At 67.7% G+C, this 26,679-nt stretch carries 28 protein-coding genes and 2 pseudogenes; 14 read left to right on the top strand and 16 right to left on the bottom strand.

What is annotated here, in order from left to right; translation table 11 throughout:
• Positions 1–39: 39 nt before the first annotated feature.
• Together glp and P3H15_RS01040 are read right to left on the bottom strand one after the other, a co-directional pair.
• Positions 40–1,299 (bottom strand): gephyrin-like molybdotransferase Glp, encoded by a 1,260-nt coding sequence (gene glp / locus P3H15_RS01045; RefSeq protein ID WP_015889440.1) that lies wholly within the window; start codon positions 1,297–1,299, stop codon positions 40–42.
• A gap of 19 nt (positions 1,300–1,318) precedes the next feature.
• Positions 1,319–2,239, bottom strand: coding sequence for a UTP--glucose-1-phosphate uridylyltransferase (locus tag P3H15_RS01040; RefSeq protein WP_276135550.1), 921 nt, complete (start codon positions 2,237–2,239; stop codon positions 1,319–1,321).
• Positions 2,240–2,344: 105 nt separating this feature from the next.
• On the opposite strand from P3H15_RS01040, the gene P3H15_RS01035 reads away from it, so the two are divergent.
• From P3H15_RS01035 to mscL, 4 genes are all read left to right on the top strand, one after another.
• Complete coding sequence (locus P3H15_RS01035; RefSeq protein WP_276135549.1) at positions 2,345–2,944, top strand: 5-formyltetrahydrofolate cyclo-ligase; 600 nt, start codon at positions 2,345–2,347, stop codon at positions 2,942–2,944.
• A gap of 80 nt (positions 2,945–3,024) precedes the next feature.
• Positions 3,025–3,333, top strand: a complete 309-nt coding sequence (locus tag P3H15_RS01030) for an FmdB family zinc ribbon protein (protein WP_276135548.1) — start codon at positions 3,025–3,027, stop codon at positions 3,331–3,333.
• Positions 3,334–3,431: 98 nt separating this feature from the next.
• On the top strand, positions 3,432–4,145 hold the full coding sequence (locus tag P3H15_RS01025) for an SAF domain-containing protein (protein WP_276135547.1): 714 nt from the start codon (positions 3,432–3,434) through the stop codon (positions 4,143–4,145).
• A gap of 82 nt (positions 4,146–4,227) precedes the next feature.
• Positions 4,228–4,695, top strand: coding sequence for a large conductance mechanosensitive channel protein MscL (gene mscL / locus P3H15_RS01020; protein ID WP_015889435.1), 468 nt, complete (start codon positions 4,228–4,230; stop codon positions 4,693–4,695).
• A gap of 68 nt (positions 4,696–4,763) precedes the next feature.
• Here the strand turns inward: mscL and P3H15_RS01015 are convergent, their stop codons facing one another.
• From P3H15_RS01015 to rpmE, 10 genes and pseudogenes are all read right to left on the bottom strand, one after another.
• Positions 4,764–5,447 (bottom strand): MspA family porin, encoded by a 684-nt coding sequence (locus P3H15_RS01015; protein WP_276135546.1) that lies wholly within the window; start codon positions 5,445–5,447, stop codon positions 4,764–4,766.
• A 72-nt stretch (positions 5,448–5,519) separates the two neighbouring features.
• Complete coding sequence (locus P3H15_RS01010; protein WP_276135544.1) at positions 5,520–6,203, bottom strand: MspA family porin; 684 nt, start codon at positions 6,201–6,203, stop codon at positions 5,520–5,522.
• A gap of 241 nt (positions 6,204–6,444) precedes the next feature.
• Positions 6,445–7,128: an MspA family porin gene (locus P3H15_RS01005; protein WP_276135545.1), complete on the bottom strand. Its 684-nt coding sequence runs from the start codon at positions 7,126–7,128 to the stop codon at positions 6,445–6,447.
• Positions 7,129–7,200: 72 nt separating this feature from the next.
• Complete coding sequence (locus P3H15_RS01000; RefSeq protein WP_276135544.1) at positions 7,201–7,884, bottom strand: MspA family porin; 684 nt, start codon at positions 7,882–7,884, stop codon at positions 7,201–7,203.
• A gap of 663 nt (positions 7,885–8,547) precedes the next feature.
• On the bottom strand, positions 8,548–9,108 hold the full coding sequence (locus tag P3H15_RS00995) for a molybdenum cofactor biosynthesis protein B (protein ID WP_005567398.1): 561 nt from the start codon (positions 9,106–9,108) through the stop codon (positions 8,548–8,550).
• Entirely contained in the window at positions 9,108–10,595 is a 1,488-nt protein-coding gene (locus P3H15_RS00990; RefSeq protein ID WP_276135543.1) for a trypsin-like peptidase domain-containing protein, read from the bottom strand. The genes P3H15_RS00995 and P3H15_RS00990 overlap by 1 nt, the downstream gene beginning before the upstream one ends.
• Positions 10,596–10,724: 129 nt before the next feature.
• Positions 10,725–12,203 (bottom strand): HAMP domain-containing sensor histidine kinase, encoded by a 1,479-nt coding sequence (locus P3H15_RS00985; RefSeq protein WP_276135542.1) that lies wholly within the window; start codon positions 12,201–12,203, stop codon positions 10,725–10,727.
• Positions 12,203–12,889 carry a response regulator transcription factor gene (locus P3H15_RS00980; protein WP_005238656.1) on the bottom strand — a complete coding sequence of 229 codons (687 nt, stop codon included), beginning with the start codon at positions 12,887–12,889 and terminating at the stop codon, positions 12,203–12,205. Before P3H15_RS00980 ends, P3H15_RS00985 begins: the two co-directional genes overlap by 1 nt.
• A gap of 68 nt (positions 12,890–12,957) precedes the next feature.
• Complete coding sequence (locus P3H15_RS00975) at positions 12,958–13,566, bottom strand: trimeric intracellular cation channel family protein (RefSeq protein ID WP_276135541.1); 609 nt, start codon at positions 13,564–13,566, stop codon at positions 12,958–12,960.
• Between the two features lie 56 nt (positions 13,567–13,622).
• Positions 13,623–13,802, bottom strand: a pseudogene (gene rpmE, locus P3H15_RS00970) (50S ribosomal protein L31); the annotation flags it as partial.
• A gap of 543 nt (positions 13,803–14,345) precedes the next feature.
• Between rpmE and P3H15_RS00965 the strand changes: the two are divergent.
• Positions 14,346–14,456, top strand: a pseudogene (locus tag P3H15_RS00965) (IS607 family transposase); the annotation flags it as partial.
• The gene (tnpB, locus tag P3H15_RS00960) at positions 14,453–16,015 is read left to right on the top strand and encodes an IS607 family element RNA-guided endonuclease TnpB (RefSeq protein ID WP_276135540.1); all 1,563 of its coding nucleotides are present in this window, start codon (positions 14,453–14,455) and stop codon (positions 16,013–16,015) included. The pseudogene P3H15_RS00965 and the gene tnpB, both read left to right, overlap by 4 nt.
• On the opposite strand, the gene P3H15_RS00955 is transcribed toward tnpB, so the two are convergent.
• The gene (locus P3H15_RS00955) at positions 16,007–17,224 is read right to left on the bottom strand and encodes a GTP-binding protein (protein WP_276135539.1); all 1,218 of its coding nucleotides are present in this window, start codon (positions 17,222–17,224) and stop codon (positions 16,007–16,009) included. The two genes, tnpB and P3H15_RS00955, sit on opposite strands and share 9 nt — an antisense overlap.
• Before the next feature lie 97 nt (positions 17,225–17,321).
• Here P3H15_RS00955 and rpmB point away from each other — a divergent pair, with 97 nt between their 5' ends.
• The 4 genes from rpmB to rpsR are packed head-to-tail and all read left to right on the top strand — an operon-like array spanning position 17,322 to position 18,307.
• Positions 17,322–17,558, top strand: a complete 237-nt coding sequence (rpmB, locus tag P3H15_RS00950) for a 50S ribosomal protein L28 (protein WP_276135538.1) — start codon at positions 17,322–17,324, stop codon at positions 17,556–17,558.
• Entirely contained in the window at positions 17,558–17,725 is a 168-nt protein-coding gene (gene rpmG / locus P3H15_RS00945) for a 50S ribosomal protein L33 (protein ID WP_276135537.1), read from the top strand. Before rpmB ends, rpmG begins: the two co-directional genes overlap by 1 nt.
• Positions 17,726–17,737: 12 nt before the next feature.
• Complete coding sequence (gene rpsN, locus P3H15_RS00940) at positions 17,738–18,043, top strand: 30S ribosomal protein S14 (protein WP_276135536.1); 306 nt, start codon at positions 17,738–17,740, stop codon at positions 18,041–18,043.
• A 9-nt stretch (positions 18,044–18,052) separates the two neighbouring features.
• Positions 18,053–18,307 (top strand): 30S ribosomal protein S18, encoded by a 255-nt coding sequence (gene rpsR / locus P3H15_RS00935; RefSeq protein ID WP_005238639.1) that lies wholly within the window; start codon positions 18,053–18,055, stop codon positions 18,305–18,307.
• A gap of 60 nt (positions 18,308–18,367) precedes the next feature.
• Here the strand turns inward: rpsR and P3H15_RS00930 are convergent, their stop codons facing one another.
• The 3 genes from P3H15_RS00930 to P3H15_RS00920 all read right to left on the bottom strand — a co-directional run bounded on the left by P3H15_RS00930 (position 18,368) and on the right by P3H15_RS00920 (position 20,611).
• Positions 18,368–18,964: a DUF305 domain-containing protein gene (locus P3H15_RS00930; protein ID WP_276135535.1), complete on the bottom strand. Its 597-nt coding sequence runs from the start codon at positions 18,962–18,964 to the stop codon at positions 18,368–18,370.
• 70 nt (positions 18,965–19,034) lie between these two features.
• The gene (locus P3H15_RS00925) at positions 19,035–19,391 is read right to left on the bottom strand and encodes a DUF6153 family protein (protein ID WP_276135534.1); all 357 of its coding nucleotides are present in this window, start codon (positions 19,389–19,391) and stop codon (positions 19,035–19,037) included.
• Positions 19,392–19,558: 167 nt separating this feature from the next.
• A complete protein-coding gene (locus P3H15_RS00920) occupies positions 19,559–20,611 on the bottom strand; it encodes a serine hydrolase (protein ID WP_276135533.1) in 1,053 nt (350 codons plus the stop codon).
• Between the two features lie 141 nt (positions 20,612–20,752).
• Here P3H15_RS00920 and P3H15_RS00915 point away from each other — a divergent pair, with 141 nt between their 5' ends.
• The 4 genes from P3H15_RS00915 (at position 20,753) to P3H15_RS00900 (ending at position 26,658) form a co-directional block, all read left to right on the top strand.
• Entirely contained in the window at positions 20,753–21,682 is a 930-nt protein-coding gene (locus P3H15_RS00915) for an AEC family transporter (protein WP_072937418.1), read from the top strand.
• A gap of 14 nt (positions 21,683–21,696) precedes the next feature.
• Positions 21,697–22,161, top strand: coding sequence for a hypothetical protein (locus P3H15_RS00910; protein ID WP_276135532.1), 465 nt, complete (start codon positions 21,697–21,699; stop codon positions 22,159–22,161).
• Position 22,162: 1 nt separating this feature from the next.
• Complete coding sequence (locus P3H15_RS00905) at positions 22,163–23,326, top strand: MFS transporter (protein WP_276135758.1); 1,164 nt, start codon at positions 22,163–22,165, stop codon at positions 23,324–23,326.
• A 149-nt stretch (positions 23,327–23,475) separates the two neighbouring features.
• On the top strand, positions 23,476–26,658 hold the full coding sequence (locus P3H15_RS00900; protein WP_276135531.1) for an NAD-glutamate dehydrogenase domain-containing protein: 3,183 nt from the start codon (positions 23,476–23,478) through the stop codon (positions 26,656–26,658).
• The last annotated feature ends 21 nt before the right edge of the window (positions 26,659–26,679 follow it).

Below are 26,679 nucleotides of genomic sequence, written 5' to 3'. Positions count from 1 at the left end.
ATCTCGTCCCACACCGTCATCTCGTCCCACACCGTGTCATCAGCCACGCTGCGCCAGGAACGCCACGTCCACCTGGTCACCCGTCCGCACCTCGGTGATCTCGGGTTCGATGAGGACGAGGCAGTTGGCCTCGGCCAGGGTGGCGAGCAGGTGCGAGGACGCGCCCGGCGCCCCGCCGAGAGCTTGGACGAGGTACTCCCCCGTGGCCTCGTCGCGCATCAGCTGACCGCGGAGAAAGCCCTTGCGGTTCTCGATGGACGTGATGGGTGCGACGGTGCGGGCGGTGACGACGCGGCGCATCGGCTGCCTGCGACCCAGTGCGATGCGGATCAGCGGACGCACCATCACCTCGAACACCACCAGGGCGCTCACCGGATTGGACGGGAGCAGGAACGTCGGAACCTCGTCCCGGCCGAGCTGGCCGAAACCCTGGACCGATCCCGGGTGCATCGCGACCCGGTCGACCTCGAGGTTGCCGAGATCGGCGAGCGCGTCCCGCACGTCCTCGGAGGCGCCGCCGCCGACGGCACCCGCGATGACGACGATCTCGGACCGGATCAGCTGACCCTCGACCACCTCGCGCAGACGACGCGCGTCGGCGTTCGCGATACCGACCCGGTTGACGTCGGCGCCTGCGTCGCGGGCGGCGGCGGCGAGCGCGTAGGAGTTGACGTCGTAGACCTGACCGGGCCCGGGGGTGCGATCGACGTCGACGAGTTCGCCACCGACCGAGATGACGGACAGCCGGGGACGGGGATGGACGAGCACCTTGTCGCGTCCCACCGCGGCCAGCAACCCGACCTGGGCGGCGCCGATGATGGTGCCCGCCCGGACGGCGACGTCGCCGGGCTGCACGTCGTCGCCGGCGCGACGCACGTAGTCGCCGGAGCGGACCGGTTTGTAGATCTTGACGCGGGCCCGGCCGCCGTCGGTGCGGTCGAGCGGGAGGACGGCGTCGGCGAGCGTCGGGAGCGGGGCGCCCGTGTCGACCTTGACGGCCTGACGGGGCTGCAGCCGGATCGGCTGCCGCGAACCGGCCGTGACCTCGCCGACCACGGGAAGGGACAGTTCCACGGGAGCACCCTCGTCGTCCCGGATGTCGGTTCCGGCGGCCTGGACGTCGACGCTGCGGACGGCGTAACCGTCGATGGCGGCCTGGTCGAACCCAGGAAGCGGCCGCTCGGTGACCACTTCTTCGGCACACAGCAGCCCCTGAGCTTCGGAGATCGCCACACGGACCGGCCGCGGCGCCACCGCGGCCGCGGTCACGATCGTCTGTTGCTCCTCGACCGACCGCAAGTTCTTGCCTCCCGAGCTTCTAGGATTCCGTCCGGTTCAATCGGTCGATCAGCCATTCGCGCAACGACGGGCCGTACTCTTCCATGTCCAACGCAAAGTCAACCGCAGCGCGGAGGTAGCCGCCGGGATTTCCGAGATCGTGTCTCGTGCCCCGGTGCACGACGACGTGAACGGGGTGGCCTTCCTTGATGAGGAGGGCGATGGCGTCGGTGAGCTGGAGCTCGCCGCCGGCGCCGGGTTCGATTCGCCGCAGCGCGTCGAAGATCGCGCGGTCGAGGAGGTAGCGACCTGCGGCCGCGAACGTGGACGGGGCGTCTTCGATGGCCGGCTTCTCGACCATGCCGGTGACTTTGAGGACGTCGGGGTTGACGGCGTCGGGCACCGTCTCGACCTCGAAGACGCCGTACGCGCTCACCTGGTCCTTGGGGACGTCGATGGCGCAGAGCACGGTGCCGCCGCGCTTGCGGCGGACCCGGGACATCGTCTCGAGCACGCCGCGCGGCATCACGAGGTCGTCCGGGAGGAGCACGGCGACGGCGTCCTCGTCGTCGTCGAGGACCGACTCCGCGCAGCCGACCGCGTGGCCGAGGCCGAGGGGCTGGTCCTGGACGACGGACTCCACCTCGAGCAGGCCGGGAGCCTTGCGCACCTTTTCGAGCAGGTGGTACTTGCCGCTGGCCTCGAGCTTGCTTTCGAGGACGAGGTCCTCGACGAAGTGAGCGACCACCCCGTCCTTACCGGGCGACGTGACGATCACGAGCCGGCCGGCACCCGAATCGGCGGCTTCTCCGGCCACGAGTTCGATACCCGGGGTATCCACGACCGGGAGCAGCTCTTTCGGCACGGTCTTGGTCGCGGGGAGGAATCGCGTCCCCATTCCCGCTGCGGGCACGACAGCCGTGCGAAAGGCGCTGGCGGTGTGCGGGGCGGCGTCTGTCATGCCCACACCTTAACTGTGCGGACCTACCAGTCAGTCACCAAGATCCTGTCAGCTACCTCCCGGAACCCGCCGGAGACGCTGTCGGGCCGGCTCTAAGGTTGGGGCATGCACGCACGAACGAAGGACGAGTGGCGGCGCCTGGTGCTTACCGGGCGGCGTGCGCTGACCCCGGAACGCCGCACCGCCGAGGACCAGGCGATCGTCGCGCTCGTCACACGTGAAGTCACCGGCGGATCGACCGTCTGTGCCTACGTCCCCACCGCGCTCGAGCCAGGGTCACTGGACTTTCTCGACGCCCTCAGGCGGGTCGCCGGGCGCGTCCTCGTGCCCGTCACCCGCGGTCCCGGCCCGCTCCACTGGTCCGAGTTCACGGGCGCCGACGGTCTCGCCGCCGCGAGTTACGGCCTGCGCGAACCCACCGGGCCGGTGCAGGAACCCAGCGAGATCCGTTCGGCCGATACCATTTTCGTTCCCGCCCTGGCCGTCGATCGACGGGGCGTGCGACTCGGCCGCGGCGCGGGCTTCTACGACCGGACCCTCGGGCTCGCGGCTCCCGGCGCGCGGCTGATCACGGTGGTCCGCGACGAGGAACTGGTGTCCGAACTGCCGGAGGATCCCCACGACGTACGTATGGGATGGGCTCTCACCCCCGGCGCGGGCCTCGTCGCGCTCGGTGAACGAGGGGGAACGTGCGGTCCGGAATAGTTCCCTGATTAGCGTTGTTGGCACTGTCGACTGTAGAGTGCTAAAACCTGCGGTTTGACTACACAGTGCGGAGGAACCCAGTGCCCACTTATTCATATGCGTGCACGGAATGCGACAACCGTTTCGACATCGTCCAGTCGTTCAGCGATAACTCCCTGACGGTCTGCCCCGCATGCTCGGGCAAGCTTCGCAAGCTGTTCAACTCCGTCGGCATCGTCTTCAAGGGCAGCGGTTTCTACCGCACCGACAGCCGTGGCACGTCCGGAGCGGCCAGCGAGCCGGCCAAGACCGATTCCGCTCCCGCCGCCAAGTCGGAAAGTTCGTCGAAGGCCTCGTCCAGCTCGTCGAGCACCGCGACCACCGCACCGGCCAAGGCTGCTGCCAGCTAGTTCTCGCTCCTCCCGCGGGTTATCCACAACTTCTCGTCCATCCACAGGCGGGCCCGTTCGGCGTACCTGCGGGCCTGCCGTTCTCCTAGCGTCGAGCCATGTCGTTCGACCCTGCCCAGACCGGTCACAACCGGTCGAACCGCGCACACCGAAGCCTGAGCCCGTCGTGGGCCGACCGGCTGTCGGATCTCGCCCATCCAGGTTGGGCCCGCACCCTCGCCGCCAGGCGCGTCCTGGCCGCCGCACTCGTCTGCCTCGCGCTGGCCCTGCTCGCCCGCGGGGACCCCGGCTCCGCCCGCTCCGCGGTCGTGGTGGCGGCACGGGATCTGCCACCCGGTGTCGTCCTCACGGACGCCGACGTGGAACTGGTCGAGTTCGAGGCCGGGAGCCTACCCGACGGGGCCGTCACCGCCGTGGCCGATGTCGACGGACGCACCCTCGCCGGACCGACTCGCGCCGGCGAAGCCCTCACCGACGTCCGGGTACTGGGACCGCGTCTGGCCGCTGCGGCAGCGGGCATCGACGACGCACGGATCGTTCCCGTCCGGCTCGCCGACCCGGCCGTCACCGAACTCCTGCGTGAGGGCGATCGCGTCGACGTGCTCACGGTCGATCCCGGCACACCGTCGGATCCGGACCGGCGGTCCGGAGCCACCGTCTTGGCGTCCCGCGCCGTCGTCGTACTGGTGACTCCCTCCGAGAACGGACGTGACCAGCGAGAACGGGTGGTGATGCTGGCGCTTCCGGCCTCCGACGCCATGACGGTGGCCGCGGCATCCCTCACGAACGCGATCACCGTGACGTTTCAGTGACCGCCACGCGGCGCCGCGCTGATCTAGGCTTTTCCGGGAGACAGTGCTGGATGACTTGCCACCCACTCGAGGAGACGTCGACATGCTCAAGGGATTCAAGGACTTCCTGCTCCGGGGAAACGTCCTCGACCTCGCCGTCGCGGTCGTAGTCGGAGCCGCGTTCACCGCCATCGTCACATCGTTCACCAACAACGTGATCAATCCGTTGATCGCCGTTGCGGGCGGCGCCAACGACCTGGGCTGGGGTTATCAGATCCTCGCCGACAACCCGGCCACCTTCATCAACATCGGTGCTGTCATCACGGCCGTGATCAACTTCGTGATCATCGCCGCGGTCGTGTACTTCATTCTGATCGTCCCGGCCAACGCCGCGAAGAAGCGGTTCATCACCGAACCCGCGGACAAGAAGGCCAGCGAGGCCGACCTGCTGATCCAGATCCGCGACATCCTCGAAGCGAGCCTCCAAACCGACGGTGCGGCAGCGAGTTCCGACGGAGCGCACGCCATGCCCGCGGAGAAGGCGGCGAAGCTCGAGCAGACCCGCGAATAGCGTTTCGACGACTCCGGGCCCGTGCAGCAGGTGCGTGCACGGGCCCGGAGTCTTGGGTGGAACGAATATCAGCCGATGCTGAAGGGCTGTCCCCACAGCGTGACGGTGCTGCTCACGTTGTCCGTCTCCACGGACACGTTCACGTACGACCGCGCCTGCGCGTAGCCGGCGCAGCCGCTCACGCCGAGGGTCGAGTCGGCCCAGGTGACCGAACCGTCGGTACCCTCGAAGCTGTTGTATGCCGAGTGCGACTCTCCGCCGTAGGCGTCGGCCGCCTCGAGGTCGAGGATGTCGACGCTGACCGCCTCACCGGGGCCGAGGGTGACGGCACCACTGCCGCTGGGCGTAACGGGAATGGACGTGGCGGCTCCGGTCACGAGGTCCGCGAGGTTCCCCGAGTCGACGCCCGCGCCGGCTTCTGCACCGAAGTCGACCTGGCACGCAAGCACGTAGCCGGGCTGGATGTCCGCACCGGTCGCTCCGGCGCCGTCCAGGTGAACTGCGGCCTTGCCGTTGACCCAGACGTTGCGGTGCAACGGCGTCGAACCCATCGACGGCGAAATGTTCGCACTCTCGTCCGTCAGGTTCACCGTCACCACGGTGCCGTCAGCCAACGTCTGCGTGATCGAACCACCGGGCAGCGGAATGAACGTATCGGCATTCGCCGCACCGACGGAGAAGAAGCCCATGGTCGCGGCAGCAGCGGCACCGACCGCGGCCAGACGCACACCGTTCTTACGGTTGATGATCATTGTTCCCTCTCAGGGATAGAAACCTCGCACACGCGAGAAAGTGGGTGGGAAGAACTGCGAAAGAGACCGAAATCAGCCGATGCTGAACGGCGCACCGTACAGAACGGTCTTCGAGTAGTCGTTACCCACGATCTCCACGACCGAGTACGACCGAGCCTGCGCGAATCCACCGCACTTCTGAACCTGCAGCTCCGCATCCTGGTACTGCAGCGCGTACACGCCGTCCTTCTTGATGTCCTTCGCCGCGATCGGCACGTACTTGACCTCACCCGAGTTCAACGGAACCGACAGCCCGAGGCTCGGCGTCAACGAAGACAGATCCGCAGAGAACGACGGGCTCGCCGACAGACCGGTGATGTCCACCTGGCAACCCACGATGTACCCGGTCGACACCCGCGAAACACCATGCGTCGTCGTCGCATTCGTACCGTTGTAGGTACCCGCATTGTTCGTCGTGGCATTCGCGTCCGGAACCTCGGTGACCTCCTTGATGCCCTTGACATCAGCAGTCACAGTTCCCGACACCCACGCCACACGACCGGCGCCATTGGCAGCCAACGACGGCGACGACAGAGCGCTCTCCGCGGTACGCGTCAACGTCGCATTCGGGCCGGCCTTCGAACCATCGGGCAGCGGGATGAAAGTATCCGCGCTCGCCGCACCAGTAGACATCAAACCGAGTGCAACAGCCGCAGCAGCACCCAGGCCTGCAATACGGGCGCCACGGCGCAGGCCGGACTTGCGGTTCTCGCTCATTCGTTCCCCTCATCAGGCGTGGTTGCTCCGACCTTCGGAGAGGACCAACGACCCAGCGAGGTCCAAAGTTAGAGCATTCGAGTCTGAAACGTAATATCCAGAAGGGCGCATTTACGTAAGCGTTACCGTACATAAAGGAGCGTTATTTACGTGTAATAGCGAATTTTGAACGCCAAAAATCGGGGCGCGAGTATTCCCGCGCCCCGATTCCGGAGTATTTCCTACTTGTTTATGGAGAAGATCAGCCGATGCTGAAGGGCTGTCCCCACAGGGTGACGTTGCTGCTCACGTTGTCGGTGCTGACCGCGACCTTGACGTAGCTGCGCGCCTGGGCGTAGCCCGCGCAGCCGGCTACACCGAGCGTCGAGTCGGCCCAGGTGACCGAACCGGTCTTGCCCGTGAACTTGTTGCCGCCGGTGTGCGACTCTCCGCCGTAGGCGTCCTTCTTCTCGAGGTCGAGAATGGTGACGTTCTTGGCCTGACCGGGGCCCAGGGTGATCGCACCGCTGCTCTTGCCGGCCAACGGGCCGGACACCAGGTTGCCGCTGTCTTCATCGATGGTCATCTTGGTGCTGGCGCCGGCGTCACCCTTGGCACCGAAGTCGACCTGGCAGGCGAGGATGTAACCGGGGGTGATGGTGGCGCCCTTGGCGCCGGCACCGTCCAGCGTGACCGAGGCCTTGCCGTTGACCCAGACGTTGCGGTGCAACGGCGTCGAACCCATCGACGGCGAAATGTTCGCACTCTCGTCCGTCAGGTTCACCGTCACCACGGTGCCGTCAGCCAACGTCTGCGTGATCGAACCACCGGGCAGCGGAATGAACGTATCGGCATTCGCCGCACCGACGGAGAAGAAGCCCATGGTCGCGGCAGCAGCGGCACCGACCGCGGCCAGACGCACACCGTTCTTACGGTTGATGATCATTGTTCCCTCTCAGGGATAGAAACCTCGCACACGCGAGAAAGTGGGTGGGAAGAACTGCGAAAGAGACCGAAATCAGCCGATGCTGAACGGCGCACCGTACAGAACGGTCTTCGAGTAGTCGTTACCCACGATCTCCACGACCGAGTACGACCGAGCCTGCGCGAATCCACCGCACTTCTGAACCTGCAGCTCCGCATCCTGGTACTGCAGCGCGTACACGCCGTCCTTCTTGATGTCCTTCGCCGCGATCGGCACGTACTTGACCTCACCCGAGTTCAACGGAACCGACAGCCCGAGGCTCGGCGTCAACGAAGACAGATCCGCAGAGAACGACGGGCTCGCCGACAGACCGGTGATGTCCACCTGGCAACCCACGATGTACCCGGTCGACACCCGCGAAACACCATGCGTCGTCGTCGCATTCGTACCGTTGTAGGTACCCGCATTGTTCGTCGTGGCATTCGCGTCCGGAACCTCGGTGACCTCCTTGATGCCCTTGACATCAGCAGTCACAGTTCCCGACACCCACGCCACACGACCGGCGCCATTGGCAGCCAACGACGGCGACGACAGAGCGCTCTCCGCGGTACGCGTCAACGTCGCATTCGGGCCGGCCTTCGAACCATCGGGCAGCGGGATGAAAGTATCCGCGCTCGCCGCACCAGTAGACATCAAACCGAGTGCAACAGCCGCAGCAGCACCCAGGCCTGCAATACGGGCGCCACGGCGCAGGCCGGACTTGCGGTTCTCGCTCATTCGTTCCCCTCATCAGGATTCGTGCAGGTTCCCAGCCCCGACGATCGAAGCTGAGGAGTGGTCCATTTCGGGCCCAGCGCAGTATTCGGAGCAAAGGTGTCCGCAGCGTTAACTACAGAAGTCCAGTTGCCCGAATTTCGACACTAGAGACACACCTCACAAGGAGGCCGTCCGGGCGACGACGTGGCACCACGCCCCGCCCTCCATCTTCGTACTGACTCGTCAGGGACATTAACCTGCGCTAAGAACCTGAGCAACGTGATCAGCTCGTGACGCAATTGTGATGTGCCTCACAAAGTTGAAAACGAAACATTACCTACGGGTAGCCCCGCTTTGGAATCGCGTGAATGAAAGCGGCCGTACCAGTGACTTTCCGAGCGCGAATTTTTCCGTTACTGCAGACAACACTTAGATTCATCCAGATTCCAATCACGCATTCACCCATGGTGGGGAGGAACCTGACGCCGGAGCCACTCCTCGGACTCGTTGCGTGTGTCCACATACTGAGACGCCTCGCCGGGTTCGCGTTCGTCCGCGGTGGTGTCGGGGAAGACGTCCCCGAAGATGCGCTCGAGCCGGGCCCTGTCGATCGGGGCCCGGCTCGGAACTGCCTGCTCGTCGGGCTCGCTGTGCGAACCCGGCTCGTCGGAACGAGAAATCGTCTCAGCCTTCCAGACCGGACAATTCGGAAATCACGTGTGCCGCGAGCGGCGTCAGGGTGGCCATGCCGTCCCGGACCGCGGCGCGGGAGGACGCGAGGTTGACCACGAGTGTGCTGCCGGACACACCGGCGAGCCCGCGGGAGAGGCCGGCATCCAGTGAACCGGCGGCGAGACCCGAAGACCGGAGGGCCTCCGAAATTCCCGGAATCTCGCGGTCGAGGACCTCGGCGGTGACGTCGGGGGCGACGTCGCGGGGCGACACCCCGGTGCCGCCGACGGAGACGACGAGGTCGACGCCGCCGATGACGGCGGTGTTGAGCGCGTTGCGGATCTCCACCTCGTCGGCCGCCACCGCGACGATGGCGTCGACGATGAAGCCGGCCTCGTTCAGCAGTTCCGTCACCAGAGGTCCGATGGAGTCCTTGCCGTCACCGTGAGCGGTGCGGTCGTCGACGATTACCACCAGCGCGCGGCCGGCCAGCGAGGCTTCGATGTCCATGGTCCCTACCGTAGTGGCCCCGTTCAGAACAGACTCGACCTGCCCGAGAATCCCCGTGTTCATCAGCGGCCGCCCTGTTCGGCGGTTCCGAGTGTGACGTCGACGGTCTTGGAATTCGATCCGTTCCCGTCGGTGTAAGTGATGGACACGTTGTCTCCCGGTGCGTGTGAACGGATGGCGGCGATGAGCGCGTCGCCGCTGGTGATGACCCGGTCGTCGACCTTGGTGATCACCGAGCCCTTCGGAATTCCCGCCTTCTCCGCCGGACTGCCCGACGTGACCTCGACGACGGTGGCACCGTTGGCGGCGTCCTGCGACGGGACCTGGATCCCGATGACGGCCTGGGTGGCCTTGCCCGTCTTGACCAACTCGTCCGCGATGCGCCGGGCCTGGTCGACCGGGATCGCGAAGCCGAGACCGATGGAGCCGCTCTGCTCGCCCCCGCCGGAACCGCCGATGCTCGCAATGGCGGTGTTGATGCCGATCAGCTGACCGTCCATGTTGACGAGGGCGCCGCCGGAGTTGCCCGGGTTGATCGCCGCATCCGTCTGCAGGGCGTCGATGACGGTGTTCTGGTTGCCGGACTCACCGCTGGTGGACACCGGGCGGTTGAGCGCCGAGATGATGCCCTCGGTGACGGTGCCGGCGAGACCGAGAGGCGAACCGATCGCCACGACCTGCTGTCCGACCTGCACGTTGCCCGAAGTGCCCAGCTCGATCGGCGTGAGGTCCGTCTTGCCGTCCACCTTGATGACCGCGAGGTCGGATACCGGGTCGGCGCCGACCAGCTTGGCGTCGGCCCTACTGCCGTCCGAGAAGGCGACCGTCAGCTTGCTGCCCTTGGCGGCCGCGCCCGCGACGTGATTGTTGGTGAGGATCATGCCGTCGGACGAGATGACGATGCCGGACCCCTCGCCACCCGAACCGCCTGCCGTCGCCACCTCGATCTGCACGACGCTCGGGACCACCTTGTTCGCGACCGCCTGCACCGACCCCGCCGGTGCATTCGCGGCCGGGGTCGCAGTGTTGTTCTTGGGGGCGTCGAGGGAGTTGGTCACCGCGGCGCCGCCGCCGTTTCGATCCGTTGCCAGGGAGCCCACTACGCCGCCGATGCCGCCGCTCACGAGAGCGAGCGCCACAGCGCCCACCACGATCGCCGTGCGCGCGGGACGCTTGGTCGCGGTCGCCGTCGATCCCGCCCCTGCCTGGCCGGGCCCCTGCAGGCCGGGGAACGGCCCCTGAGGCGCACCGGGCTGCCCGGCCGCGTGCTGGGCACCCGGATGTCCCGGAGCGCCGTGCTGGGGCTGCCCGAACTGCTGGGTGGGCTGGTGCGGCGCACCGTACGGGTTGCCCTGGGGGTACCCGGCGCCGTAGGCCTGCTGACCCGCCGGACCGCCCGCCGGGTTGTGCGGAGTGGTCGGGAACTGCTCGGTCGGGTGGTACCCCGGCGTCGGCGGCTGCGGGTGGGCCGGCTGGTCCGGGCGCCCGCCCCGGTCGCCACCGGCGTTCTCGCGGCTGTCGCCGTCGTGGCTGTTTCGATCCTCGGTCATCGCATCACTTCCATCTCCCGCGACCACCCGCAGGGGCAGTCGCACCGTCTCTGTCCACGAGAGTGCCCGGTGGGACTGAGAAGGTCCTGAGACCGGCCTTTGAGTTAGCCGAGACCTCGAGCTTCGAGCCTATTCCGCTTCGGGTTCACCCGGAAGGACGATGCGGATGAGCGCACCGCCCCGTTCGGAGACGTCCACTGCGATCGTGCCGCCGTGCTTGACCACCACCTGCCGGACGATCGCCAGCCCCAGCCCGGAGCCGGGCATCGAGCGCGACGCCGTGGACCGGTAGAAGCGGTCGAACACCAGTTCCCGATCCTCCTCCGGAATACCCGGGCCCGCGTCGTCGACCGTCAGCTCGAGAAGTCCGTCGCCTGCCGGTTTCATCGCCACCCGCACCTGCTCACCGGTCGGACTCCACTTGGCGGCGTTGTCGAGGACGTTCAGCACCGCCCGCGACAATCCCGCGTGGTCGCCGTACACGAACCAGGGAACGGTGACGGCGGTGAAGTCGATCTCGTTACGCCGGCGTCGCGCACGCTCGAGGCTGCGGTCCACCACTTCGCTGAGATCGACTCTCTCGAAGACGGTTTCCGGTGCGTCCTCGCGGGCGAGGTCGACGAGGTCGCCCACCAGCTGCGAGAGTTCCTCTATCTGCGCCACCACGTCGGTGCGCAGTTCGGCCATGTCGTCGTCCGGAATATGCGGCGCGCCAGGACGACTCGACGCGATCAGCAACTCCATGTTGGTGCGCAACGACGTGAGCGGCGTCCGCAGTTCGTGTCCCGCGTCGGCGACGAGCCTGCTCTGCCGCTCCCGCGATTCCGCGAGCGCCCTCAGCATGGTGTTGAAACTTTCGGTGAGCCGGGCGAGTTCGTCGTTGCCCGTCACCGGCATCGGCGTCAGGTCGTCGGTCCGGGCCACCCGTTCCGTGGCGGCGGTGAGCCGGGCGATCGGACGCAGACCGGTGCGCCCCACCGTCGTTCCGGCGGCGGCCGCGAGGACCACCCCGCATCCGCCGACGATGAACAGGACCCAGGCCAGCCGGTCGAGCACCGCCCCCGTCGGCGCCAGCCGCTGGGCGATCACCAGGGTGCTGCCGTCCTGGGTGCGCTCGGCCAGCACCCGCTGGTTGTCCGCGGTGCGCAGGGACGTTTCCTGCTCGCCGCGCGCCACCGACAACTCCGGCTCGCCGATCGGCACATTGGAACCCGGCGGCGTGTACGTGTCGAGGTCCGGAAACACCAGCGCCACACTGATGTCCGTCGTGTACAGCGTCGCGCCCGCGATGTAGCGCGGATCGAACGTCACGAGGTTGCTGTCGATCAGCGCCGACGCGCGGTTGCGCAACTGGTTGTCGACATCGGCGTACAGGGCCCGCGACACCACTGCGTACGCTGCGATCGCCATCACCGCCACCGCGATGGCCACCACGGACGCGGCGAGCAGCGTCACCCGCCACCGCAACGAGACCGACCGCGTCAACGGCATCGGAGGCCGCATCTCGGGCGGTAACGGGATCGGTCCTGTGGGGTGCCGCGAAATAGGGTGCGTGTCGTGCTTCGCCGACCCCGACCTAGGGGCAGTTCTGTGGAACGGAACAGCCATCACGGAGGAGTCTCCCGCAGCACGTAGCCGACCCCGCGGACGGTGTGCAGCAGGCGGGTCTCTCCGTCCGCCTCCGTCTTGCGGCGCAGATACCCGACGTAGACCTCGAGCGCGTTGCCGGACGTCGGGAAGTCGTAACCCCACACCTCCTCGAGGATGCGGCCACGGGTCAGCACCCGGCGCGGGTTGGCCATCAGCATCTCGAGGAGCGAGAACTCGGTGCGGGTGAGGCTGATGGACCGCTCGCCACGCGTCACCTCGCGGGTGACCGGGTCGAGCGTGAGGTCCTCGAACGTCATCTTCTCCGAATCGATGCCCGGCTCCGGCGCGGCGCGGCGCAGCAGCGCACGCAACCGGGCCAGCAACTCCTCGAGGGCGAACGGTTTCGGCAGGTAGTCGTCGGCTCCGGCGTCCAGACCCGACACCCGCTCCGACACGGAGTCGCGCGCGGTCAAGACGAGAATCGGCAGGTCGTCGCCGGTGCTCCGCAACCGGCGGCACACCTCGAGACCGTCCAGACGCGGCATCATCACATCGAGCACGAGCGCGTCGGGGCGCGCGTTCGCGACCTTCTCGAGAGCATCGATACCGTCGACGGCCAGTTCCACCGAGTACCCGTTGAAGCTGAGAGACCGCCGTAAGGACTCCCTCACGGCGCGATCGTCGTCGACCACCAAAATGCGCATACCCGACAGTTTGGCCCGATCAACTGAGATATGTCTGAGAAGGGGACCTCGACACGAGATGGCGCCCGTCACTCGAGGACGCGCGGACCCGGCAGCCCCCAGTTCCGCCACAACGCCACCAACCGCAGCGCGGACGCGAACACCGTCCCCACCACCAGCGCCACATCGGTACCCGACCCCCACTCGCTCACCGCGACGACCAGCGCCGAACCGAGCAGCGCCGGCACCGCGTAGAAGTCCCGCTGCAGCAGCAACGGGACCTCGTTCACCAGCACGTCGCGCAGGATGCCGCCGCCGATCGCCGCGGTGCCGCCGATGAGGCACGACGCCAGCGGACTCGCCCCGTGGTCGAGCGCGATCACCGCGCCCGTGCTCGCGAACAGCCCCATCCCCAGGGCGTCGAGCACCAGGATCTCCCGGCGGAGCCGTCCGACAGTCGAATGCAGGAAGAACACCAGCAACGACATGCCGAACGACGTGCCGAGGTTCGGCCAGCTACCCAGCGACGTCGGCGGATGGATGCCGAGCAGGACGTCGCGGACGATGCCGCCACCGAGAGCGGTGAACACACCGACCACGCAGACACCGAAGATGTCGAGGCGCTTCGTCACCCCTACCATGGCGCCCGACGCCGCGAACACCGCGATGCCCACCAGTTCCAGGATGTACAGCAGCACCCGCCAAGGTTCGCACGTGGCGTGTCACTTCCCGGCCGGGTCCACCAATCCCAGCTTCACGGCCTTCGACCCGTGCGCGCTCCATAGCGGCGCTGGAACTTCTCGACGCGGCTCGCGGTGTCCATCACGCGCTGCGCGCCGGTCCAGAACGGGTGCGACTCACTGGTCACGTCCACGACCACCAGCGGATAGGTCCCGCCGTCCGCCCACTTGACGGTGCGGTCGCATTCGCTGCTCTCGCAGGGGTTGCGTACAGGTTGGGCGATCTGACTGTTTGATGTTGTTTAGTGTTGTTAGTGCCGTGATGTTGAAGGGTTGGGCGGCGGCGGACGGTGTGAAGTACCGGACCGCGTTGGTGTGGTTACATGCGGGGGCCTTGCCGGTCCGGGCTCGGCAGTTGCCGTCCGGCGCGATTCCGGTGGGGGATCCGGGCGGTCGGCCCCATCGGTGGGTTCTGGGGGTGCGGTGGTGGTGTAGTGCCGGGTGTCGTCCTCGGATCAGTAAGCCGATTTGGAACGCCGGGGGCATGTGGTGATGGTGACCGAGTCCGGACAGAGTTGTCTGGTGTGTCGAGGACGGTCACCGGGATCGGTTACGGCCCGAGGCGGAAACGCGCCACACTCGGCGGGCTGCCGGGTGATCCGAGTATGTCGACGATCACTCGCCGAGCATCGGGACCACCGCGCCGGGTTCGAGTTCGGGTTCATCGAGGCAGTATTGTCAGTGCCCCGTCGTACCCTGCGTATGTTTCAACGACGACGGGGTGGCTGATGATCTGGGTGCGCGATACGACCGAGGCGATGACCTCCCTGTGCGCTCGCCGGACCGGGCGGCGCGGTGCACGCCGGCGTGCCGCAGCTGCCATGGCCGCTGCGGCGGACCTGTCGTGACGCCCACCGCTCTGCTCGCCGATCTCGGTACCCAGGACATGGCACCGACTCCGGACCCGGCTCCCGAACAGGCCGCGAATTCATCTCGGACAGTGATCCGTGCGTTCGTGTACGTCCTCGATCCGACCTCGGAGCAGGCGTCGGTGTTGCGGTCGCACTGTGGGGCGCAGCGTTTCGCCTACAACTGGGCACTGGCGCAGGTCAAAGCAAACCTCGACCAACGCACTGCGGAACGATCCTACGAGATCCCTGACGCGGAGTTGACCCCGTCGATGTCGTGGTCCGCGTACAGCTTGCGCAAACACTGGAACACAGTCAAGAACGACGTCGCCGTCAACAGCGACACCGGGCAGGTGTGGTGGCAACAGAATTCGAAGGAGGCGTACAGTTCCGGGATCGCGAACTGCGCCGCCGCCCTGTCGAACTGGTCCGATGCCCGATCCAGGAAACGCAAAGGCGCCACCGGATTCCCCCGCTTCAAAGGCAAACGGGCGGTGCTCTCCTGCCGGTTCACCACGGGCAGTTTCGGGCTGGTCACCGACGGCGGTGACCGCCGTCATGTGCAGTTGCCCCGGATCGGAGCGATCCGGACGTGCGAATCCACCCGCAAACTGGCCCGCAAGACGATCGCCGGGTCGGCGCGGATCCGGTCGGCGACCCTGTCGTATCGACGCGGCCGGTGGCAGGTGTCGTTCTCCGTCGAAATCACGCTCCCCACCCGGGCACTCCCACCCGCTACCACCGGTACCTCCGCCGCCGTCGGTGACAGCGGCGGGGGCGGTTCGGTGGTCGGAGTCGATGTGGGGGTCAAACACCTCGCTGCCCTCTCTACCGGGGAGATGATCGACAATCCGAAGCACGCCCGCAAGCAGGCGAAACAACTTCGTAGCCTCGGGCGCCGCGCGTCCCGCCAGGTCGGCCCGGATCGTCGCACCGGTCAACAACCCTCCCGGCGCTGGCTGCGCACCCAGGGACAGATCCGGGCGGTGCACATCCGCATCGCGAACAGTCGCCGCGATCACCTGCACAAACTCACCACGCGACTGGTGCGGGACTTCGATACCGTCGTCGTCGAAGACCTCAATGTCGCAGGGATGACCCGCTCCGGTGGCGCCTACAAGCGGGGGTTGAACCGGGCTCTGCAGGATGCGGCGTTCGCCGAGATCCGTCGAGAACTGACCTATAAGTGCGAGTGGGCTGGCACTTGTCTGCAGGTGGCAGACCGGTGGTATCCGTCGAGTAAGACCTGCTCGAATTGTCAGGTAGTGAAAGCCAAACTACCGTTGAATGTTCGGGTGTTCACCTGCGATGCGTGCGGATTCCGCGCTGATCGTGACCACAATGCTGCTCTCAACCTCGCTGCACTCGCGGCGGTTGTTGACGGTGGTGCGTCTTCGGCGAGTTGCGGACGAGACGTAAAAGATGCCCGACAGAAACCAACCATAAGACCCGCCACCCGGTGGGCAGACGGTATCGCTGCGGGAACACCACCTGTTGGTGAATGTGACCGGGGTAACCCGGGCACTCATGCAGAGCGCACTAAACGGCACTCAGCATGAACGGTCTTCGTGGAACTGCCCGAACGGGTCGGGCCACGACTGCCATCCGGCTTCGTCCGCGAGTTCGTCGTCGGTGACGAGCGCCCACTGCAGGGTGCGGTCGATCTCGGTGGGGTCGGCGGCATGCACCAGCACCACCATCGACGTGTGCCGGTCACCGAAGCGTTCGTCCCAGCACAGCGCTGCCATCGCACGACGCGCGACCCCGACCTGTTCCTGTTCCTCCGGGGTCATGGCGGCCAGCCAGCGGTCGGCGCTCGCCACCCGCAGTCCCCCACCGGCCGACTCGAGCCACAGCGCCTCGTCCGGCTGCGTCGCCACCCACACGCATCCGCGCGAGGTGACGACGCCGTCGAGGAGCACGTCGACGGCCTCGTGCAGCCGCTCCGGATGGAACGGCCGGGTGGCGGTGAACTCGACGAGCATCACGCCGCAGTCGTGGGACAGCGGCGGCTGTCCGCGCAGCACCGGTGAGTGGGCGTGGGACGGCTCACCGCGTCGCGCGCCGGCCGGGATGTCGAGGAGCAGTCGCTCGACGTCGAGGGTGTCCCCGCCCCAGCTGATCGGTGCCCCCGGTGCGAGCCGGGCCAGGACGGCGTGGAGCCGCGCCTGCTGCCAGCCGTCGCCGGCGCTGCCCGCCACCACGAGGGCGTCGGCGAAGTCCACCTGCCCGACCGCGACCTGCGCCACGGTGCGGTCGTCGTCCAGCGCGTCGTCGCCGGTGGCATCGGCCAGCCACGATCCCGCGTCGAGGCAGGTGACGACGCCGTCGATGCGCACGTCCCGCGACGCCGGACCGTCGATCTGCCCGACTACACCGGACACCGACACGTGCTCGACCGCACAGCAGACGGCCTCGGGTTCGAGCCTGCGGTCGAGGTGCAGCACGATGCGCTGCACCGAACTGCGGGTGTGCAGGCGGCGGATCAGCGGCAGGAGGTCCTGACGCAGCGTGCAGGAGATGCAGCCGTGTGCCAGTTCGAGGATGTGGAGGCGCTCGCGCGGCGCCCCTGACTCCAGCGTGGTGACGGTGCGGCGCACGACGCCTTCGTGCAGGAGGTCGAGGTCGTGATGCACGACGACGGTGCCGTCGCGGAGCAGCGAGCGCGCCGCGTCCTCGGTGGGGCCGTTCCAGCCGGATACCAGGATCAGCGGCGTCCGGCCGTCGAGTATCTCGTTCACGAGCACCCTTTCGATAACGATTGTCATTACGTGGACAGAACGCTACATTGGGATCTCACCGTTGTCGAAAATGATTGTCATCACCCTCTCGTCGAGTTGTCGCGAGAGGCAGAGAGGAACGCCCATGTCGGCGCACTGCCAGGTGACCGGACGCCAGCCAGGATTCGGCAAGTCCGTGTCGCACTCCCACAAGCGCACCAACCGGCGCTGGGATCCGAACATCCAGAAGAAGACGTATCTCCTACCCAGCGAAGGCAGGCGGATCACCCTCACGCTCTCCACGAAGGGCATCAAGACCATCGACCGGGACGGCATCGACGCCGTCGTCGCCCGGATCCGGGCCCGTGGGGAGAAGATCTGATGGCCGCCCGCAACGAGATCCGCCCGATCGTGAAACTGCAGTCGACGGCGGGCACCGGATACACGTACGTGACCCGCAAGAACCGCCGCAACGACCCGGACCGTCTGGTGATGAAGAAGTACGACCCGGTCGTGCGGAAGCACGTCGATTTCCGAGAAGAGAAGTAGAAGACACCGCCCATGGCAAAGAAGTCGAAGATCGCGAAGAACGAGCAGCGCAAGATCGTCGTGGCACGCTGGGCCGAGCGCCGCGCGGAGCTGAAGGAGACCCTTCGCCGCCCGTCGAGCAGCGAAGACGACCGCGCGGAGGCCCGGGCGGCACTGCAGCGTCTGCCCCGCGACGCGAGTCCGGTACGATTGCGCAATCGAGACGCTGCGGATGGACGTCCGCGCGGCCACCTGAGGAAGTTCGGGCTCTCTCGCGTGCGTGTTCGCGAGATGGCGCACCGCGGGGAGCTGCCAGGCGTCCACAAGTCGAGCTGGTAAAGGAAGAAGATGGCAGTCAAGAGAGCACCGTCGAAGAAGCCGCGTCCCGTCGAGGGCCGCAAGCCCAAGAAGAACCCGTTGTTCGCGGCCAAGATCGAGTACGTCGATTACAAGGACATCAACCTCCTCCGCACGTTCATCTCGGACCGCGGCAAGATCCGCAGCCGCCGCGTCACGGGCCTGACCCCGCAGCAGCAGCGTCAGGTTGCCGTCGCCGTCAAGAACGCTCGCGAGATGGCTCTGCTGCCCTTCACGAGCCGGTAACTCGCACGGCACCGAAAAGGCCGCGTAATCCTCGGATTACGCGGCCTTTCGTCATTCCGGTCAGCCGAGCGCGGCCCGCATGTCGGCGATCTCCCTCTGCTGGGCGGTCACGATGTCGGCGGCCATCTGCCGCGCGTCCGAGTTCTCACCGTCGGCGAGTTCGGCATTCGCCATCTCGATCGCGCCCTCGTGGTGCTCGATCATCATGGTCAGCCATTGCCGATCGAATTCGGTGCCCGACAGTGCCGTCAGGGCGTCCAACCGATCGGCCGACATCATTCCGTCGCCGTGGTCCGTGCTGTGGCCCATGCCGGACATGTCGGACGCCGGAACCGGTTGTCCCCACTGCTGGAGCCAGTCGGTCATCCGGTCCATCTCCGGTTGCTGCGCCGCCTTGATCGCGGCGGCGAGAGCGACCACGTCCGCGGTGTCGGTGCGGCCGGCGACCATGTCGGCCATCTCCACCGCCTGCGCGTGGTGCGGGTACATCCCGTTCAGGAACGCGATGTCGGCGTCGTTGAACTGCGCCTGCGATTGGACTGCGGACGTCGTGGCACCGGACGTCGTCGAGTTGCCGGCCGAGTCGGTGCCGCACCCGGTCAGGACGAGAGCGGCGGCCGCCGCGGCGGAGATCAGGGCTGTGGTGGTGGTACGCATGAGGAACTCCTCGGGATCAATTCGGAAGTTGACAGTCGGATCCGCCGGGGCACACGCCCCGGGCTCCCTGTCACACCCGCAGAATCGAGAGTTCCGCCAACGACAACACTGTCCACGGCGGTGGGCCACGACCCGACTGCACACGGTCGGCGCTCACCCGCGACCGTCGCGCCGCGGGATCCGCGGAGTGCCACCACAGCAGCATCGCCGACGTCAGCGTGGCGATCACCACGATCACACCGGCACACTGGTGGCCGGTGAGATGGGGTTGCCCGCAACCGTCCCCGCCGCATCCGTGGGGGTCCTCGTCGTGGGTCGCGGTGGCCGAGGGTTGTTCGTGCACCGCGGCGATCGCGGTCGGCGCGATCAGACTGTGCATGAGAAGCACCCCGGCGGCGACGGCGATCAGCAGTGCGGCACGCGCCACGACTGTGCACCTCCGCCCGGCTGCCGTCTCCACAGCCCCACTGTAACCGGACATACCCGGCGGGGGTACCCAGGTGAGTGGCGATGCGTGCCCGAGGACACTGTGCCACTCACGTGCCCGGCGTCCCCCAGGTGAGCGGCAAAGTGTGCCGGGGGACGCTTTCGCACTCACATGGGGGTGTGCGCGAGGATCTCCAGGCCCTGCTGCTCGAGTCCGCCGATCGTGTCGGTGAGGATGACGAGCCCGCGGTCGTTCGCCCGGTCGAGCACGACGGTGCACTGGAAGCCGCCCGTCGCGCCGCCGTGCAGGGTGTAGTCCCGGCCTTCGAACGGGACGATCGACCACGTCAGCGCCCGGTGGCTGTCGCCGACCCACCGCGGGTCCATGGCCGTGCCGCCCGGGACCGTTCCGTCGAGCAGAGCCCGGACGTACGTCGCCATGTCGTTCGCCGTGGACCGCAATCCACCGGCCGGCGCGTACGCGTCCAGCGGCCACGGGTCCTGCGACCGGTGCAGGACGTCGAATCCGTGAGTGACGTTCGCGGGCAGGTCGGCGGCGGTGAGCGGCATCCACGACTGCGACAGTCCGAGCGGGACGAGCATGCGCTCGCGGAGCAGCGACGGGTAGTCGGTGTGCGCGGCCGCGGCCAGCGCCTGGCCGAGCAACGCGAAGCCGACGGTCGAGTAGGAGTAGCTGCCGCGGGTCGTGAGCGGCGCCGACCGCAGTTGCTGCAGCAGAGTGTCCCGGTCGTAGGTGAACGGGTTGGACGCGGCAACCCAGTGCCCGACGGCGACCACGGTGTCGGTGCTCATCGGGAACTGCGCCAGCCCGGACGTGTGGGACGCCAACTCGAGCAGTGTCACGTCGCCGACCGGCGAGCCCTGTAGCGGCAGCACGTCCGCGACCTTCGTGTCCTCCCGCACCTCACCCCGGGCGACGGCGTCGACGAACAGTGCGGCGGTGAACGTCTTGGTGACGGAACCGATCTCGTAGTCGGTGTCCTCGGTGGCCCCGAAGTTCGCGTACCGGGTGCCGGAGGCGTCGATGTACGCGACGCTCGCGTTCTCCCGGTAGCTGCGCCCGAGGACCTGCCCGGCGAGCGCGATCAGAGCCGGGTCCCCGCTCGACGGCGGGGCCAGCGCCGACGCCACGGGGGCGGCGCCCCAGGCGAGGGTCCACGCGCAGAACAGTGCGCAGAGAACGGTCGTACGACGCAGCATTGCGACTCCTCGAGCGCGACCGAACGCGCACACAGACGATGCCCCCGACCGGACGCTATTGTCACCCACCCGAACGCCTGGCACTAGACTTCGGAAGGTTTGCCGACAGGAGGCATCCCTGTCGAGGAGGTGCCCCGCAGCGTGTCGGGAGTGGTTGCGGGATTCACCGTCATATTCGTGATCATCGCGATCGGCTACATTCTCGGCCGGCGCGGGACGCTGGGCGCGGAGGGCGAATCCGTCCTGGGCAGGCTGGTGTTCTTCGTCGCCACACCGGCGCTGCTGTTCGATTCGCTCGCATCGTCCGACCTCTCCGTGATCTTCTCGCCCACTCTGGCCGTCGCGGCTGCCACTGCATTGACGGTCGGCGCACTGTACATGGTCGTCGCGAAGCTGTGGCTACACAGGTCCCTTCCGGAACTGACGATCGGCGCGCTGTCGTCGTCGTATGTGAACTCCGCGAATCTGGGTATTCCCATCGCGGTCTTCGTGCTCGGGGACGCCTCGTTCGTGGCGCCGCTGCTGCTGTTCCAGATCATCGCGTACTCCCCCATCGCCCTCACCATCCTCGACGTCACCACGCTCCGGCGGGGTGCGTCGCGACTCGACACGATCACCGCGCCGTTCAAGAACCCGATCGTCGTGGCGGGCGCGGCGGGACTGCTGATCGCCCTACTCGGCTGGACACCGCCGGAAGCCCTGATGCAGCCATTCCGGCTCATCGGTGGCGCGTCCGTACCGGGTGCGCTGCTCGCGTTCGGCATCTCCCTGTACGGGGTGCGGGTGCTCGAGAAGGGGACGAGTCCGCGTCGCGACGTCGCGCTGGCATCGGTACTCAAGATCGTCGTGCAACCCGTGCTCGCGTATGTGATGGCGCGCTATCTGCTCGGGCTGGGCGGCCACGAACTGTTCGCCATCGTGGTGGTGGCGACGCTGCCGACGGCGCAGAACGTCTTCGTCTACGCCAGCCGGTACGGGGTGGGAACGGTGATGGCCCGGGACACCGCGTTCGTCACGACTCTGGCCGCGATTCCGGGGATTGCGCTGGTCTCCGGCCTGCTCGCGGGATGAGGTTACCGTGGCTTATGCGCGTAATCGCCCTCGCAGTGCTGGCCTGCCTCGCCGTCGCCGGATGCGGGTCCGGTTCGAGCACCGACGAACCGACGATTCCCCCGGAGATCGCGTCCGCAGTGGATCCCAGCCCGACCAATCCGTCGTCGGGGATGCCCATTCCCTCCGAAGTGCCCGGGGAGGACTTCGGCACCGTCTTCGAACCGCGTCCCGACATCGTCCGGGCGAATCCGACGCCGTTCGAGTCGTGGTCCCGCGCGGACGGCAACACGGTGGCGATCCACTTCGTCACCGGAACCCCGGAGTGTTACGGCGCCGACGCGACGGTCACCGAGACCGACACCACCGTCACGATCTCGCTGCGCACCGGCACGCTCCCGGAGGCGGCCGACAAGATGTGCATCCTCGTCGCCGTGTTCGGCACCCTCGAGGTCCAGTTGCAGGGGCCGCTCGGAAATCGTCAGGTGATCAACGGTTGACCTGGTGAAGCACTGGTTCCTCAACGTCTGCATCGCCACTGCTCTCCTCCAGGCCGTCTATCACGCCGTCCGCGTTCTCGTCTCCTACCGCGTCCTCGCTCTCGGCGGCGACGCCGTCACGATTGGTGTCGTCACCGCGCTGTTCTCGCTGGCGCCGCTGCTCGTGGCCGTCCGGATCGGACGCGCCGTGGACCACCGGCATGCGGCCGCGGTTCTGCGGACGGGTGTGCTGCTCACTGCCCTGGGCGTCCTGGTGATCGCCGTCAGCGGCGACCTGATCGTCCTCGGACTCGGGAACGTGATCCTCGGGTTCGGGCAGATCCTCGTGACCGTCGCCGGGCAGGGGTTCATCACGCTCCTCTCCCCACCCGGTGAACTGGACCGCGGTTTCGCCGGATTGACGCTGGGCGTTTCGATCGGCCAGGCCGTGGGGGTTCCGCTTGTCGGCGTGATCGCGGCCGGAAGCTCGGACGGCGGCGTCGTCGAGACCACCCTGGCGTTGACGGTGATGGGTGTGGTGGCGCTGGCCGCGGTCCCGTTCGCCTGGCCGATTCGCGAACGCCCGCAGCCGGCGGGACCACCGACGCCCGGCGACCGTCAGTCCGTGTTCAGCATGATCGCGACGACGGGGATGCGACCGGCCGTGTTCAGCAGCCTGATCGTGCTGGCGTCGGTCGACGTCGTCGTCGCGTACCTCCCCGTCCTCGGGCACGAGTTCGGTTTCAGCGTTCTCCTGGTGACGTTGCTGCTGACCGCGCGCACCGCGGCGTCGATCGTGTCGCGCGCCTTCCTGCCGTGGCTGCTCACTTGGGTGCCGCGGTCGAAACTGCTGGTCTCCGCGACGCTGTGCTCGGCGCTGCCCACCGCCCTGCTGCCGTTCGTCCCCCACCCCGCTGGGATGGCGCTGCTGCTCGTCGTCGCCGGATTCTTCTGGGGCATCGGCCAACCCCTGACCATGACGTGGGTGGCCGGGCTCGTCACCGCCGCCAACCGGGCCGCCGCGTTGTCGCTGCGACTGACCGGCAACCGACTCGGGCAGGTGCTGATTCCGCTGGCCGCGGGCGCCGCGGCAGGCGTCGCGGGGACGTCGTCGATCTTCGTCATCACCGGCGGTCTGCTCGGCACCGCGGCGGTGTCGACGTGGCGAGCTGTGAGTACTTGTTAACCGCCGGCGGTTAACAAGTACTCACGGGTGCCGAAACGTCGCGTCCACCGACACACGACGCTCCACTTCGTCGGATGTGGCGTGCGTCTCTCATCGACACACTGGTTCCCAGTCACGCGTTTGTCAGATCAGGGGTCAGGAGCCACACGATGAGCTATACCGGTGTCATTCCGAGCACGACCGACACACCCCGTCCACGCCCGGACGAGGCCGCCGTGTCGAGCGCGGTCCTGGCGTCCGGAGGTACCACCCCGCGGCTGCGTTTCGTCGACTCCGCGGACGCACAGCCCGAACCGGCCGCCGTCATGGTGTGGCCGCAGGGCACCCCGCTGCTCGCGGAACTGGTCGCGTTGTTCGCCGACCTCGGGTTGCAGGTGGCGTCCCACGAACAGCTGCCCGACGGCGAGCCCGGCAGCCCGCTGGTCCACCGGTTCGACTTCAGCACCGGCGACTTCGACTGGGACGCAGCAACTCCCGGACTGCTCTCCGACGCGTTCGAGGCCGCGGCCGCCGGACATCTGGAGGTCGACGGTTTCACCCGCCTCGTCGCCGCCGCGAACCTGACGTGGACGGACGCCGTCCTGGTCCGGGCGGCGTGCCGGTACCTCCGGCAGGTGGGGCTGGGGCTGTCGGAACCCAACATCGTCGCGATCCTGTTGCGGCACACCGATTTCGTGCGCGGATTCCGCGACCTGTTCACCGCCCGATTCGATCCCGCCGTCGCCGGCTCCGATCGTGAGAGCGCCGCGGCGGACGCCGAGCGGGTGCTGCTCGCCGCGATCGACCGGACCGCGACGATGGACGAGGACCGGCTGCTCCGCGGACTGCTGTCGTTCACCTCGGCGGTGTTGCGCACCAACTGGTTCCGCCACGACCGCACGATCAGCGCCGCCCCCGCGGCGTTCAAGATCGACCCGTCGCTGCTGTCGCTGTCCGCGGCGGTGACGCCGTACCGTGAGATCTTCGTGCACTCGCCGATCGTCGAGGGCAGCCACGTCCGCAGCGGTCCGGTGTCCCGCGGCGGCCTGCGCTGGTCGGACCGCAAGGACGACTTCCGCACCGAGGTCCTGGGTCTGATGAAGACGCAGCACGTGAAGAACTCACTGATCGTCCCGATGGGCGCGAAGGGCGCGTTCGTGGTGCGCACCGAGACGACCCCGGACGCGGTCCGCGCGGCGTACACGAGTTTCATCGACGGACTGCTCGACGTCACCGACGACATCGTCGACGGCGAGGTCGTCCATCCCCGCGACACGGTGATCTACGACGAGTTCGACCCGTATCTGGTGGTGGCAGCCGACAAGGGCACGGCCCGGTTCTCGGATCTGGCCAACAGCATCGCGACGCGACGCGGGTTCTGGCTGGGTGACGCGTTCGCGTCCGGCGGGTCCGCCGGCTACGACCACAAGGCGATGGGCATCACGGCGCGCGGCGGATGGGTGTCGGTGCGCAGGCATTTCGCGGAGATGGGCAAGAACGTCGACACGGACGCGTTCACCGTGGTCGGCATCGGCGACATGTCCGGGGACGTGTTCGGCAACGGCATGCTGCTCAGCCGTGCCATCCGGTTGGTCGGCGCGTTCGACCACCGGCACATCTTCCTCGATCCGGAACCGGATTCCGAGGCGTCCTACCGCGAGCGCGAGCGCCTCGCCGCGGTGCCCGGCAGCAGCTGGGACGATTACGACCGCAGCCTCGTCTCGGCGGGTGGCGGTGTGTGGCCGCGGACGGCGAAGAAGGTCCCGCTGTCGCCGCAGGTGCGTGAACGTCTCGGCGTGACGGCGACCGAACTCCCCCCGCACGAGGTGGTGAAGGCGCTGCTCACCGCGGACGTGGACCTGTTGTGGAACGGCGGAATCGGCACGTACGTGAAGGCGTCTGCCGAGGGGCACGCGGACGCCGCCGACCCGGCCAACGACGCCGTCCGGGTGGAGGCGAGCGACGTGCGCGCCGCGGTGATCGGCGAGGGCGGCAATCTCGGTCTCACCCAGCTCGCCCGCATCGAGTACGCACTGAACGGCGGCCGGATCAACGCCGACTTCATCGACAACGCCACCGGCGTCGCGACATCGGACCGGGAGGTGAACCTGAAGGTCGCGTTGGACGCGGCCGTCGCGGCGGGCGAACTCCCCGCGGCGGAACGGAACACGCTGCTCGCCCGGGTTCAGGACGAGATCGGCGAATCGGTGCTCGCCGACGCCGCCTCCCAGACCCTCGCCATCAGCCTCGCAGAGGTCCACGCCCCGTTCCTGCTCGGACGCCACGAGCGGCTGATCGAGAACCTCGAGCGGGATGCCGGGATCAGCCGGGCGGCGGAGGTCCTGCCGTCCGTGGCGGAACTGTCGGCGCGCCACCGCGCGGGCCAGGGACTGGTGCGGCCGGAGATCGCCGTTCTGCTCGCGCAGTCGAAGAACCTCGTCGTCACCGAACTGCTCGCCTCCCCCGTGCTCGACTTCGCGGTGTTCGACGGTGTGCTCGCCAACTACTTCCCGGCCCCCATCCGCGAACGCGTCCCCCGTCAGATCAGCGGTCACCGGCTCGCCAGGGAGATCGTGGCCGTCATCGTGGCGGGCGACATGATCGACCGCGTCGGACCGGGCCTGATCCACCGGCTGGAGGAGCGGCTCGGCGTCGGCACCCCCGAGATCACCGTCGCGTACGCCGTGGTGCGGCAGGTGTTCGACATCGACCGGCTGTGGAACGAGGTCCTCACGCTGCCCGGCGCGTCGCACCGGACCCGGCTGAATCTGCACTTCGGCATCCAGGACCTGATCGAGCGCACGACGTCGTGGCTGCTGCGTCACCGCACCTCGGGCACGAATGCGCAGGAGTTGATCGAGCGTTTCGCGAAGCCGGTCCAGGAACTCGCGGCCGCGCTGCCCCGCCTCACCGGCGCACCGGCCCAGGACCTGGGCACGCTGCGGATCCTGGCGCAGGCCTTCGCACTGGAGACCACCGCGCAGTCGCTGGACGTGCCGATCACCCAGGTGGCCGAGGCGTACCGCGAGTTCGGCCGCGTGGTGGGCCTCGACTGGCTGTCGGAACGGTTCTCCGTCGGCGAGACCGGGACCACCTACTGGGAGGCGATGGCGGGGGCCGTCCTCGTCGACAACCTCCAGGAGCACTGGCACGGACTGATCGGGCTCGTCCTGCGCGGCACCTCGCCCGCGACGACCGCCGCCGACGCCGTCGCCCACTGGCTCACCGAACACACCACCGCCGCGGACCGCCTGGCACAGATGCTCGGCGAACTGCGCAGCCTCGACCGCGTGGACAACTCGAGCATCTGCGTCATCGACGCCGAACTGTCGCTCGCGCTGACCCGCTGCTGAACCCGATCCATATTTCACGAA

The sequence above is a fragment of the Rhodococcus sp. T2V genome, assembly GCF_029269925.1.
GTDB lineage: Bacteria > Actinomycetota > Actinomycetes > Mycobacteriales > Mycobacteriaceae > Rhodococcus_F > Rhodococcus_F koreensis.
Note: the sequence above shows the minus strand (reverse complement) of the source record. Positions and strands in the feature narration are given on the sequence as shown.

Excerpts from the sequence above, each read along its gene's own strand:
- P3H15_RS00995 (WP_005567398.1), bottom strand. The coding sequence starts at position 9,108 with ATGAACACGGGGATTCTCGGGCAGGTCGAGTCTGTTCTGAACGGGGCC.
- P3H15_RS00980 (WP_005238656.1), bottom strand. The coding sequence starts at position 12,889 with ATGCGCATTTTGGTGGTCGACGACGATCGCGCCGTGAGGGAGTCCTTA.
- P3H15_RS01000 (WP_276135544.1), bottom strand. The coding sequence starts at position 7,884 with ATGAGCGAGAACCGCAAGTCCGGCCTGCGCCGTGGCGCCCGTATTGCA.
- P3H15_RS01025 (WP_276135547.1), top strand. The coding sequence starts at position 3,432 with ATGTCGTTCGACCCTGCCCAGACCGGTCACAACCGGTCGAACCGCGCA.
- mscL (WP_015889435.1), top strand. The coding sequence starts at position 4,228 with ATGCTCAAGGGATTCAAGGACTTCCTGCTCCGGGGAAACGTCCTCGAC.
- P3H15_RS01010 (WP_276135544.1), bottom strand. The coding sequence starts at position 6,203 with ATGAGCGAGAACCGCAAGTCCGGCCTGCGCCGTGGCGCCCGTATTGCA.
- rpsR (WP_005238639.1), top strand. The coding sequence starts at position 18,053 with ATGGCAGTCAAGAGAGCACCGTCGAAGAAGCCGCGTCCCGTCGAGGGC.
- rpmB (WP_276135538.1), top strand. The coding sequence starts at position 17,322 with ATGTCGGCGCACTGCCAGGTGACCGGACGCCAGCCAGGATTCGGCAAG.
- P3H15_RS01015 (WP_276135546.1), bottom strand. The coding sequence starts at position 5,447 with ATGATCATCAACCGTAAGAACGGTGTGCGTCTGGCCGCGGTCGGTGCC.
- rpmG (WP_276135537.1), top strand. The coding sequence starts at position 17,558 with ATGGCCGCCCGCAACGAGATCCGCCCGATCGTGAAACTGCAGTCGACG.
- P3H15_RS00920 (WP_276135533.1), bottom strand. The coding sequence starts at position 20,611 with ATGCTGCGTCGTACGACCGTTCTCTGCGCACTGTTCTGCGCGTGGACC.
- P3H15_RS00930 (WP_276135535.1), bottom strand. The coding sequence starts at position 18,964 with ATGCGTACCACCACCACAGCCCTGATCTCCGCCGCGGCGGCCGCCGCT.
- P3H15_RS00955 (WP_276135539.1), bottom strand. The coding sequence starts at position 17,224 with ATGACAATCGTTATCGAAAGGGTGCTCGTGAACGAGATACTCGACGGC.
- P3H15_RS00990 (WP_276135543.1), bottom strand. The coding sequence starts at position 10,595 with ATGACCGAGGATCGAAACAGCCACGACGGCGACAGCCGCGAGAACGCC.
- P3H15_RS01035 (WP_276135549.1), top strand. The coding sequence starts at position 2,345 with ATGCACGCACGAACGAAGGACGAGTGGCGGCGCCTGGTGCTTACCGGG.
- rpsN (WP_276135536.1), top strand. The coding sequence starts at position 17,738 with ATGGCAAAGAAGTCGAAGATCGCGAAGAACGAGCAGCGCAAGATCGTC.
- P3H15_RS01040 (WP_276135550.1), bottom strand. The coding sequence starts at position 2,239 with ATGACAGACGCCGCCCCGCACACCGCCAGCGCCTTTCGCACGGCTGTC.
- P3H15_RS00910 (WP_276135532.1), top strand. The coding sequence starts at position 21,697 with ATGCGCGTAATCGCCCTCGCAGTGCTGGCCTGCCTCGCCGTCGCCGGA.
- P3H15_RS01005 (WP_276135545.1), bottom strand. The coding sequence starts at position 7,128 with ATGATCATCAACCGTAAGAACGGTGTGCGTCTGGCCGCGGTCGGTGCC.
- P3H15_RS00900 (WP_276135531.1), top strand. The coding sequence starts at position 23,476 with ATGAGCTATACCGGTGTCATTCCGAGCACGACCGACACACCCCGTCCA.
- P3H15_RS00985 (WP_276135542.1), bottom strand. The coding sequence starts at position 12,203 with ATGGCTGTTCCGTTCCACAGAACTGCCCCTAGGTCGGGGTCGGCGAAG.